The organism is Chryseobacterium sp. SIMBA_028, from assembly GCF_046535285.1.
In the GTDB taxonomy this organism is placed as follows: Bacteria; Bacteroidota; Bacteroidia; order Flavobacteriales; family Weeksellaceae; genus Chryseobacterium.
Window position 1 is genome coordinate 84272 of the sequence record NZ_JAWRWZ010000017.1, and the last position, 12124, is coordinate 96395.

The 12124-nt window shown below is 37.5% G+C and carries 8 protein-coding genes; 3 read left to right on the forward strand and 5 right to left on the reverse strand.

Annotation, left to right across the window (positions count from 1 at the left end):
* Positions 1 to 55 precede the first annotated feature (55 nt).
* Positions 56 to 325 carry a 30S ribosomal protein S15 gene (gene rpsO / locus SCA31_RS20085; protein WP_045494446.1) on the forward strand — a complete coding sequence of 90 codons (270 nt, stop codon included), beginning with the start codon at positions 56 to 58 and terminating at the stop codon, positions 323 to 325.
* Positions 326 to 424: 99 nt separating this feature from the next.
* Here rpsO and SCA31_RS20090 read toward each other — a convergent pair whose 3' ends face one another.
* The 5 genes from SCA31_RS20090 to SCA31_RS20110 form a co-directional block, all read right to left on the reverse strand.
* Complete coding sequence (locus SCA31_RS20090) at positions 425 to 784, reverse strand: DUF4260 domain-containing protein (protein WP_410698791.1); 360 nt, start codon at positions 782 to 784, stop codon at positions 425 to 427.
* Positions 785 to 912: 128 nt separating this feature from the next.
* The gene (locus SCA31_RS20095; RefSeq protein ID WP_410698792.1) at positions 913 to 2334 is read right to left on the reverse strand and encodes a sugar MFS transporter; all 1422 of its coding nucleotides are present in this window, start codon (positions 2332 to 2334) and stop codon (positions 913 to 915) included.
* Between the two features lie 432 nt (positions 2335 to 2766).
* Positions 2767 to 3645, reverse strand: a complete 879-nt coding sequence (locus SCA31_RS20100; RefSeq protein ID WP_410698793.1) for an alpha/beta hydrolase — start codon at positions 3643 to 3645, stop codon at positions 2767 to 2769.
* A 48-nt stretch (positions 3646 to 3693) separates the two neighbouring features.
* Entirely contained in the window at positions 3694 to 5994 is a 2301-nt protein-coding gene (locus SCA31_RS20105; RefSeq protein ID WP_410698794.1) for a glycoside hydrolase family 3 N-terminal domain-containing protein, read from the reverse strand.
* A gap of 10 nt (positions 5995 to 6004) precedes the next feature.
* A complete protein-coding gene (locus SCA31_RS20110; protein ID WP_410698795.1) occupies positions 6005 to 8257 on the reverse strand; it encodes a TonB-dependent receptor in 2253 nt (750 codons plus the stop codon).
* A 603-nt stretch (positions 8258 to 8860) separates the two neighbouring features.
* Here SCA31_RS20110 and SCA31_RS20115 point away from each other — a divergent pair.
* Both SCA31_RS20115 and SCA31_RS20120 read left to right on the forward strand, forming a co-directional pair.
* Complete coding sequence (locus tag SCA31_RS20115; RefSeq protein WP_410698796.1) at positions 8861 to 9610, forward strand: NUDIX hydrolase; 750 nt, start codon at positions 8861 to 8863, stop codon at positions 9608 to 9610.
* Between the two features lie 136 nt (positions 9611 to 9746).
* On the forward strand, positions 9747 to 12014 hold the full coding sequence (locus SCA31_RS20120) for a polyribonucleotide nucleotidyltransferase (RefSeq protein ID WP_109620305.1): 2268 nt from the start codon (positions 9747 to 9749) through the stop codon (positions 12012 to 12014).
* Positions 12015 to 12124 lie beyond the last annotated feature (110 nt).

Below are 12124 nucleotides of genomic sequence, written 5' to 3' on the forward strand. Positions count from 1 at the left end.
AAAAAATAGTTGTAATTTTGCACCCGTTACATAATAATCATTAAACAATATTGGAATGTACTTAACAACAGACAAAAAGCAGGAAATTTTCGCACAACACGGGAAATCTGCACAAGACACAGGAAGCGCAGAAGGACAAATCGCTCTTTTCACTTTCAGAATTAATCACTTATCTCAACACCTAAAGGCTAACCGTCATGATTTCAACACAGAGAGATCTCTAGTGAAATTGGTAGGTAAGAGAAAAAGTTTATTAGATTACCTTAAAAAGAAAGATATCGCAAGATATAGAGCTATTATTGCTGCACTAGGTTTAAGAAAATAATCTATAAAGATTTTCAAAATAAAAGCAACTTCGAAAGAAGTTGCTTTTTTGTTTTATATTAAACTTTAATTGGAGTTAGTTTCCGGTTTTAAATATTATTTATTCAACCTTTTTTCCAATCTTCCCCAAATGTGTATTCTGAAAACTATCAGGATATTTTAATCCATAACCTAGAATTCTGTCAAAGGCAGCGTGTGAGAATAAAATGGCCCCAATCATTTGTAAATAGGGCAGGGATAAGACTGTTCCGGCAAGGTAAACAGCAATGGCTAGCCCAAGGTGATGAAAAAGATTGTAGCAAAATGCACCCACTTTATTATTAACGGTATATCCCAGCATGGAAATATCAGGAGCCAGAAAAAGCCCCGCAAACCACCACCATGAGTATTCCGTTTGAGCAAAAGCAAGTATTCCTAATAACAGAAATGCGGCATATTCAAGTTGTAACTGGATTTTCATTGGAGTAAGGCGTAAGTGTTTTATGAATAAGTAGTTTTTTTTAAAAGAAAGTTACATTTTAATCTCCTTTAAAAAAGAAAGCGGAATACCTGTTGATATCCCGCTTTTGTATAATTGAGGTAATTATTTTAATGTCCTGACTTAGATTCAGTGTTTTCTACATGTCCCAGATATTTGGTACAGTAGGCTCCGAAAATTAAAATCACCAAATAGCAGAATACAGGAATAATAAATGAGTGCTGTACTCCAAACTGATCAGCAAGATATCCCTGGAAAATAGGGACAATAGCACCTCCTAAAATAGCCATTACCACTAATGATGATCCCTGGCTGGTATATTTTCCTAGTCCTGAAATTGCCAGCGTATAGATGTTAGAGAACATGATAGAGTTGAAAATCCCGATTCCTAAAATGCTGTACATGGCCATCTCTCCATGATTTACCATTGCAGAGATCAATAATACAACATTGATGGCGGCAAAAATAGATAGTGTTCTTGCAGGAGCGGCCTTACCAATGAAGAATGCAATAAAATTAAGGACGATAAATACAAGGAAGAAGCTAATCTGAGCAAAGCTAAGATTTACAATACTGAAGATCACCAGAAATACAGCACCGGCCGCTCCAAGCATATAAATGGTCTTTTTTCCCTGACTTAAGGATTGATTTAGAGAGATGGCTCCAAGAAAACGCCCAATCATTGCCCCTCCCCAATAAAGAGAAAGGTAATTTTTACTGATAATCTCATCGAATCCCATAATTTGAGGCTGTTCAAGAAAGCTGATAATAAAGCTTCCTACGGCAACTTCTCCACCTACGTAGCAGAACATTGCAAAAACTCCAAATTTCAAATGACTATATTCTAAAGCTCCCCAACCTTTTACAATTTCTTCTTCTCCCGTTTGGAATGATGGAAGTTTCACTCTTGAGATCAATAAGGCAACCAGTAAAAGGATTCCTGCAAAGATCAGGTAAGGGATTCTTGTTGCTACTGCACTGAATGATCCGTCCGGAGCGGAAAAGAACTCAAAAATTAAGTGGCCTCCCAATACCGGAGCAATCGTAGTTCCGAATGCATTGAATGCTTGGGTCATATTTAAACGGCTGGATGCAGATTCTTCACTTCCCAGTAAGGAAACATAAGCGTTGGCCGTAATTTGCAGCACTGTAAAACCGAGTCCCAGAATAAACAAAGCGCCTAAAAACAGCGGATAATAGGAGAATGTAGCTGCCGGATAAAACAGGATACAGCCGAAAGCTGCCAGAAAAATTCCAAATAAGATTCCTTTTTTGTAACCTAATTTATTGATGGGGTCTCCCTTGGAAATAGAAATTATAAAATAGATCAGTGACCCGATAAAGTAAGCTCCGAAGAAACAGAACTGTACCAGCATGGATTCGAAAAAGGTAAGCTTGAAAAGTTGCTTCAGATAGGGAATCAGGATGTCATTCATACATGTGATGAATCCCCACATAAAAAACAGCAGGGTGATGGTAATCAATGGAACCGTATAATTCCTGCTTTGTAGTTGTACTTCTTTATTATTCATAAACATTTATTTATCTGTGGTAAGGCGAAAATGTCCTTATCTTTTTGCCTACAGCATTCTATTTTTTGAAGTAGGGCAAATATAGGGATCAGACTATATTTTTGCAATTATTTTAGCATTTTTTAAAGTGAAATGTATACTTTTTGTTTGATTAAAATATTATTTCCATTTTTTGAGACAATAATACAAAAACAGTAGGATTTTTCAATGAAATATCTTCAAAAAAAAGAGCTTTTTGGTTTTTTGTTTAAAGAAAGTTCAGGATCTTCCCATCAATCTGATTTTACGTTGGTATTTAGGGCTTTAAACATTGTTCATACCATTCGAAATGTATTTTGCCTTTGCACGTTTTTTAATAAAGTCAAAATGTCAACTCATTTTACAAAAGGTACGGAAGCAGAATGATTTTCCTCAATATTTTTTGTTTAAATGCTATAGATATTGATGATATTTCAGCCAGTCGATATACCGGTCTATCCAATGATCCACAGGCAGATTTTGAACCCCCATACCAAAACCATGACCGCCTTTTTCATACATATGCAGTTCTGCAGGCTGGCCTGCTTCCAGCCATTTGTTATAGAGTAAAATGCTTTTGGGAGCTAATTTTAACTGGTCATCACTTGCTGCACATATAAATAAAGGTAATGATTTTGAGGGTATTGGAGCATTTAAGGCGTCTTTATCAGGGCCACCATAAATGGCTGCAGCAAAATCAGGACGTGTAGAAGCATCGCTGCTATGTAAAATACTTTCTAAAACAACATTTGCTCCTGCAGAAAAACCAATAACTCCTAATCGGTTTGTTTTGATATTCAGTTCTTTGGAGTGAGCTCTGAGATAGGTTATTGCTGTTTTTATATCTTCCCCTGCCATCATTTTTATAGGCATTGTTTTGGCCTCAAACATTTTGAGATCCTTGACATTTTCCATCATTTCGCGGGCAGGATCATTAGAGTTGGTTTCCAGAAGACGGTATTTTAAAACGATGGCCGTAATTCCCTGTTCAGTAAGTTTTTTTGCTAAATCAATCCCTTCTCTGTTGATCGATAAACTTTGAAAGCCTCCCCCCGGAGCAATAAGAATTACCGTTCCGTTTGCTTTTTCTTTTGGAGCTTCAAATACCAATATAGAAGGACTGGTCACATTATATACGACTTCGGTTTTAAACAAATCAGAGTAGGTATGGGCTTCTTTCTGTTTCCATTTTTCTGTTCCCGGAGCTTTTCCACTATATAACGGAATACTTCTTTGTGCCGTTATAGTGATGATTCCTATGAGGAATAATCCTGCTGTAATTAGTTTTTTCATACTGTATATTGTTTAAATAATAAATGAACGATTCTTTTTATAAAGGAATTATCGGGCGTATTTCTGAGTTCTCGCATCTTTAATCACACCTGACCAGTTCAGTCCATATCCGAAATCATAAGCATGTCCTTCAGAATCTTTATAAGGAACCATGTCAAAAGGAACATCTTCTTTTTGAGCTTCTACGGTTTTCATATCTTTTGGCATCTGAAGCGGTAATAGTCCTGAGGGTTCATATTTTCCTGCGATAATGTCTACTACTGCTTGATTAGACACATTAAAATTGACTAAAATAGCATCTGAATGTTTTTCAAACTCAGAGAAAATCATAGGCTTTGATGCGGTTACAGAAACAATTACGGGTTTACCGTTCATTGCTTTCTGAGTATTCTGGATGGTCAGCAGATCTGTAAAGTTACTGGCAGTTGTCGTTTTACCTTTATAGCTTCTGTCTTTTACATTAGGAGCGACAACCGGATCTCCCGCAGCAATACTTTTCTCCCTGGCTTCTGTGGCGGTATAAGCCTGGTATTGCAGTGAAATTGGCAAATATCCGTTTCCTCCGTCCTTAACATCTACATCGCTGTAGCCTGCTTCTTCGCTATAGGGACTCTGAACAAAAACAATAGCAAAATCTGCTTTCGAAGGATCATCAGTAACATTGTAGTATTTTTTTACAAATTCTAAGTCTACAGGATAATCCAGGGATGGAGCAGTATAGACTGCCCACCAGTTGAATACTGCCGGAGAATATCTTTTTGGAATATAAACCGTCTTACGCTCTTTTATCGGTAATGTATTCGATTTATTTTTCAGCATAACAACAGATTTTACCTGAGCTTCATACCCTGCTTTCATGAATTTCGGATTTCCTACGATTTTTTTAGTCTCCTCTACATCTACATAAGGATTTTCAAACAAGCCGGTTCTGAAAATATTTTTCAATAAACGGACAGCAGATTGCTCAAAACGGGTACGCATATATTTTTCACCATGTTCTTTTACGCCCATCTGATAGGCTTCCAGTACAGGTTCTTTATCATTATTTCCTCCAAACTGGTCTACACCTGCTTCCAAAACTTTATAATGACGCTCTGCAACTGACAGTTTCTCTACTCCCCAGGGTTTTCCTGCAAACGTGCCGGGTGTTTTTCCTTCATCTGAAGTAATCAGCCAGTCGGTACATACCACACCGCCATAACCATATTTTCCACGGAGCAGATCTGTAATGAGGTACTTACTGAATCCATTCCCTACATTTTCTCCATTTTTAGTATCCTGATTAAAGCTGATGGTGTAATAAGGCATTACGGCAGAAGCTTCTTTGGTTCCTCCATTTAATTTAAAGGCCCCGTCAACAAAAGGTTTTAGGTGAGTCTGAAAATTATTTCCCGGATAAACGGCATATTTTCCCATGGCCCAGTGTGCGTCTCTTCCTCCTTCCTCAGGGCCTCCTCCAGGCCAGTGTTTTACCATGGCATTTACACTTTTGTATCCCCATCCGTTTTTGATAATGTCTTCTCCGAAAGAGGTTTGAAAACCGTCAATATATCCCTGGGCCATATCAGTGGTAAGTGCAGGACTTTCACTGAAGACATAAGCAATCCGGTACCATCGTGGCTCGGTACCCAGGTCGATCTGTGGAGAAAGCGCTGTAGAAATTCCCAGGGCGCGGTATTCCTGAGCGGCAATATTTCCGAATTTTTTTACCAGTTCAGGATCAAAGGTAGCTCCCATAGCCAGCCCATCCGGCCAGAGTGAAATCTGTCCTCCTGCACCTTCATTGAATTCAGCCGTTACAGAAGCAGAATGTCTAGGGTCAGAGCTGTTGTTGGCAGGAATTCCCAGTCCTAACCCTTCGATATAAGCTTGCAGATTGTTATTCCATTGAGCCGCAACCTCCGGAGACTGCAGAGTGGTAACAAGCACATGGCGGAGATTGTCATCTTTCAGGAATTTCTTCTGCTGATCGGTTAGGTCCCAGGCTTTAGCGCCACTTTCACTGAAAAACTTTCCGTTATATTTTCCGGCTCTGAAGCCCTTTGAGGGAGCAGGAACTGCCTGATGGGCACTGTAAAGCATTAAACCTGCTATCTGTTCGATACTCATTTTCGAAGCCAGATCTTTTGCTCTTTCTTCTACAGGTAAACGCCAGTCTTCATATTTGTCTAATTTTCCGTTTTTATTAAGATCTTTAAATTTATGCCCTCCCGCTGTAAGAATGGCAACACCGGATTCCTCAGTATATCCTAAAGTAGGTCCTTTAGCATTGATTACGGTATGGATGGTCTGTGAGAATGCCGTTATGCTTAGAAATAAAGCGGCTATATTCAGTACTGTCTTTTTCATAGGATAAAGTTTAGAAGTTAAAGTTGATTGAAAATTGGGCTGTAAACGGCATGATATACGTTCCGGTCAATAGTTTTCCGTAATATGGGTTTGCATCGGTAATCAGTTCTGCACCGTTAATAGTTCCGCTTGCTCCTCTCTGATTCAGAAAGTTGATTACGGTTGCCCCTACATTAATATTTTTGTTGACCGTATAATTTACACCTCCAAAAGTTTCCCATCTCGGAGCGAAATACAATACATTCGTCAGGTTGGCATACTGTTTTGAAAAATAACGGAAGCTTGCCCAGAATCTCCATTTATCTACGGTATAGCTAGGGTCAATTTCCATTAAGACTTTAGCAACTCCTAATACGTTGTTATTGCTGTAGTCATAGTCTTTTCCAAAGGCATTAAATTTGAAATTCTTATAAACAGGATCCTGGAACGTAATTAAATAATGAAGATTAAACCCCTTGAATGGTTTTAAAACCAAATCGGTAGTCCATCCCAAAGTCTGGATATCATAATAAACAGTGGTTGTCTGGGCCTCTGTTGTATTAAGAGGATTTACTAAATTGTAGCGGTTAAGATTATTATTTTTTTTGAGGATCGTTGCCTGAGATATCAGCTGAATGTAATCCGTATTCCAGAATACACCAATGGCACCCAGTGGACTTTTTATCTTTTGGGTATTGGGATCAAATGCTTGTGAGTAGCTTTCTAGCCGTCTGTTTTCTTCAGTATATAAGAAGTTGGCTAGTACCCCAAAGTTTTTGCTGATGTTATAGATGGCATTTAAACTTCCTGCAACCTGCAGCCAGTTTTGTTTAATATTGGTAAAAGAAGAGTCCCCAAAAGTAAATCCCGGAGTTCTGGGTACCATTGAAAACTCTCCGTCAATGATATGATTTCTTATATGGAGACCATAGCTCAGATGAAGGTTGTCGGTTACTTTCCACTCATCAGTAGCATATACGGAGAGTTTATTTTCAGTGCCGTTATGATATTCTCCACCTATATTGTAATTGTAGAACCCGTTACTGTCTGTATTGGCACCTATTAATCTTTGAGGCTGCGCACCCACTGTCTGAAAGAAGAAAGACCTGTTGGAGGTAAATTTGTCAACATTATAGTATTGTTCTAATATTCCTAAAGTAAGATTATGGTTGCCAATCTGCTTATTGAAAGAAAAACGGCCGGCAATATTGGTGATAGGCGTTTCCGGAGTGTGCATGGCAAGCTGTGTCCCTATATACCCAGAATAAGGCTGGCCTGTGGAAGCAATGGTATACCCCGCAGATTCACTGGGCTGAAAAATACTTAGAGGTATGATGGTTGATATGGCAACTTTAGCAAAATGCATTCTTGTGGAGAATTTGAAATTCCATCCGTTGTTCAATAAGTAATTACCAAAAATATCAATGTTATGGGATTTGGTGGTATTGTCATTCCCCGCCATCGAGGCCCAGTAATCTTTTCCTGTAAGGAGGTCTTTCATTTTAATACGTCCGTCATTGACCACATAAGAATCTCTTCCGATTCTGAAGTCATCCAGTTCGGTTACTTTCCCGTTTTCTCCATATTGAAATACTGCATAGTTGCCTATATTGTAGGAGTCTGCATATTTGTATAATGCGGTAATTTTCCCTTTATCATTATTAAAATATTTGGTCACCCCAAGTCTGAAGATCTTGGTTTCATCTACATTTCTGGCAAATCCAAGTTTAAAAGTACTGGGATCATAATTTAAAAATGCACCGGCAGTATACGTCCATCCGTTTTTAGAAATAGGCCCGGAGACATTAACGTCACCCTGCAGCCAGCCAAAGCTGCTTGTTGTGAATTTTCCTTTGACTTTTAAATCTTTAGTACCGGTCTGTGAGTATGAATTAACGGCAAAACCAAGATCTCCCATGGTATTGGCGAGCTGGTCCATTTTCAAAAGTCCTGTTTTTTGAAGACCTACACTTTGTCTCCATGTTTTATTAGGAAGTTCCGGCCAAAAAAGATAAACAGACGGTAGATCATTTTCGAGAATAGTAATACCGCCTACTGTAGAGGGAAGACCAATATTCACATCTCTGGGGCTGGTGTTATTGGCAGCATTCAGCATTACATTTCTGTTATTGTCTTCCTTAGAGGATATAGCTGAAGCTTTGATACCTTCTTCAGCCTTTAATGTCTTTTTTACAGAAAGACTGTCTGTCTGTTGTCCAAATACCTGGTTGCAGCAGGAGAGAATCAAGCTTAGAGCTGCAATTTTAAATGTAATTTTTTTCATGTCAATAATGTTTTTTTTTTTTATTTGCTGTGATCTTATATTCTGATCATCAGTAAGAGGGAAAAGGGCTTGTTACAACAATATATTCATCTGCATAGATTTGAACTTTTCTGCTATTGCTATGGTATTTTTATATAGCAGAAATTTACTTTCTGCTATTCCATATCAGGTATTCGGAAGCTGCTGTTGTATTTTTGAACTTTGTATATGAATAACATTAAAAAATGTTTTGTGATGTATTTACGCTTATAAACGTGATCTTTTTATTTTTTTTAATGCTTTTTTGAGCCTGGATTAATTTCTAGTCCGATGCAGTGAAAAATGATAAATATCCATTCATAAAATACAGTTTTTATTAATGCTTCGTTATGAAGCATTACAATACTACCAATTTTATTTACATTATCAAAATTTTGTTAACAAAAAATTAATATTGAATATATATGACTGATAATCATTTTGTTTCACTTGTGTTTTATTGCCGTTTATAGTGAAAAAATGAAAATTTTAAGATTAAAAATTAACTAAAATTTATCCTCAGATTAAAAAAAGAAATTGGTTTGATTTTAATATTAATTTTGTTGAACACAATGTTTTAGAAATATGAATTTTAAGAAACAGATTATTGAAAAGTCAAAAGAGGCTTACCAAATTTATGTGCCTCATCTTTCTATAGATACTGTAATATTTGGATTTAATGAGAGTGAACTGAAAGTTTTACTACTTAAAATGAATTATAACAAACAATGGTTTTTGCCTGGGGGGTATATAGGAAAATCAGAATCTTTAAATGAGGCGGCACAGCGTATCTTACAAAACAGGGCTGGAGTGGAAAATGTCTTTCTACAAGAATTTGGGGTATTTGGCGAGCTTAACCGCAATGAATCTTTTTTTGAAGATTTTGATGAGGATCTATGGCATAAGCAGCGGTTTATTTCTATTGGCTACTATGCATTGGTAGACTATAAGAATGTAGAACCAAAACATGATGCCCTTAGTGAGGCCTGTGAATGGATTGATCTCAATCAGCTGCCTGATATACTTTTAACGATGGATCATCGGATGATTATTGAAAAAGCATTGCTGGTGATTAGAGAAAAAATGGCTTATCAACCAATTGGGTATAATCTGCTGCCAGAGAAATTTACACTCCCTGAACTACAAAAACTCTATGAAGTAATCCTTGGAAAAGAGCTTAACCGGGGTAATTTTTACAGGAAAATAAAAAATACAGGAATACTTCAGAAGCTGAATGAGCGAAAGAAAGGAGGAGCTCATAAATCTCCGGACTTATACAGCTTTCATATGGAAAATTATAATACACTCTTAAAAGAGGGATTAAGCAGTTGGTAAAAGATGATTGGCATGTGATGCTCTTTTCTTTTGGATGCTGGCAGTTACAAATAAAATATATTATCTTTGCAAACGAAAATTTAAAGAGTTTAAATATTAATTCATACTCAATACGGAGTATTAAGAAGACAAATTTATGAGTATACCTCAAGCGTTTACAGAGCTGATTACTCTTGCTGATGGCAGAGAAATCACTATTGAAACAGGGAAGTTAGCTAAGCAGGCTGATGGATCTGTAGTAGTAAAAATGGGTGGAACAATGCTTTTAGCAACTGTTGTAGCCAATAAAGAAGCTAACCCAGGTGTAGATTTTTTACCATTAACAGTAGATTATAGAGAAAAATTCTACGCAGGTGGAAGAATTCCTGGAAACTTCTTCCGTAGAGAAGCAAGACCTTCTGATCAGGAAATTTTAACAATGCGTTTAGTAGACAGAGTACTACGTCCGCTTTTCCCTGAAGATTTCCATGCGGAAGTACAAGTAATGATTTCGTTAATTTCTTATGACGGAAAAACAATTCCTGATGATTTAGCAGGTTTGGCAGCTTCTGCAGCCATTGCTATTACTGATATTCCTTTCAACGGACCAATGTCTGAGGTAAGAGTCGTAAGATTTGACGGAAAACTTTCTGTTAACCCAAGCTACGAAGAATTGAAGAGTTCTGAGTTAGACATTATGGTTGGAGCTACGAAAGACTCAATCGTAATGGTAGAAGGGGAAATGAAAGAAATTTCTGAGCAGGAAATGTTAGAGGCTATTAATTTTGGTCATGCTGAAATTAAAAAGCAAATTGAAGCTCAGGAGAGATTAGCTGAAAAAGTAGGAAAAGCTTTCCCTAAGAGAGAATATTCTCACGAAAATCACGATGAAGAAATTCGTGAAAAAGTATGGAAAGAAACTTATGATAAAGTATATGAAGTAGCAAGAACTCCATCCGGTAAAGAGGAGAGAGGAGAAAAATTCAAAGCGGTTCGTGAAGAATTCCTTGCTCAATATGCAGATAATGCAGAAGAATTAGAAAGAGTAACTCCTTTCGTAAAAGTATATTATCATGATGTAGAGAAAGAAGCGATGCGTCAGATGATCTTGGAAGACAATATCCGTCTTGATGGTCGTGATCCTCAAACGATCCGTCCAATCTGGTCAGAAATTGATTACCTTCCTGGAGCTCACGGTTCTGCAGTGTTTACAAGAGGTGAAACTCAGTCTTTAACAGCGGTAACTTTAGGTTCTGTTAAGGATGCTAACATGGTGGATAGCGTAATCTCTCAACACGACGAAAAATTCTTTTTACATTATAACTTCCCTCCATTCTCAACTGGTGAAGCAAGACCTTTAAGAGGAACTTCAAGAAGAGAAGTAGGACACGGAAACCTTGCTCAGAGAGCATTACAGGCAGTTATTCCTGAAGAAAATCCATACACTATCAGAATTGTTTCTGATATCTTAGAATCAAACGGTTCATCTTCAATGGCAACAGTTTGTGCAGGAACATTGGCACTAATGGATGCTGGGGTAAAGATTACAAAACCTGTTTCTGGTATTGCAATGGGATTGATCACTGATGCAAAATCAGGTAAATTCACAGTACTTTCTGATATCTTAGGAGATGAAGATCACCTTGGAGATATGGACTTCAAAGTAACAGGTACTGCAGATGGTATCACTGCTTGTCAGATGGATATCAAAATTCAGGGACTTTCTATGGATATCATGGAAAAAGCTTTGATGCAGGCTAGAGACGGAAGATTACACATCTTAAATAAAATCACTGAAACTATTTCTGAGCCAAGAGCAGATGTGAAGCCTCACGCTCCTAAAATGGTAGTAATGGAGATCTCTAAAGACTTCATTGGTGCTGTAATCGGGCCTGGTGGAAAAATCATTCAGCAAATGCAGAAAGATACAGATACCGTTATTGCCATTGAAGAAATTGGTGAGATCGGACGTATCGAGATTGCAGGAACAGACAGAGAGAAAATCAACGCTGCTGTTGCTAAGATCAATGAAATTACTTTCGTACCAGTTGTAGGTGAAGTATACAATGGTAAAGTAGTAAAAGTAATGGACTTTGGTGCTTTCGTTGCTATTGCAAAAGGAACAGAAGGGCTTCTTCATATTTCAGAAATTGAATGGGCTCGTTTAGATAAAGTTCCTTATGCTGAAGGGGATGAAGTAGAAGTTAAATTTATGGGGTATGATGATCGTAAGAAAATGAAGCTTTCCCGTAAAGTTCTTTTACCAAGACCTCCAAGACCTGAAAGACCAGAAGGACAAGGAAGACCAGAGGGACAAGGAAGGCCGGAAGGGCAAAGAAGACCTGAAGGACAAAGAAGACCTGAAGGACAGAAACCACAGGACGAAAGACCTGTAGAAAACCAAGAGCCTTCTTCAGAAGCATAAGATTTATTCTTAGATATAAAAAATCCCTCAATTTTAGACTGCCCCCAAAAAGTTAGACACTTTTTAGGGGCATTTTTTATGTATAAAAAAGAAAAATTTAGCATTGATTT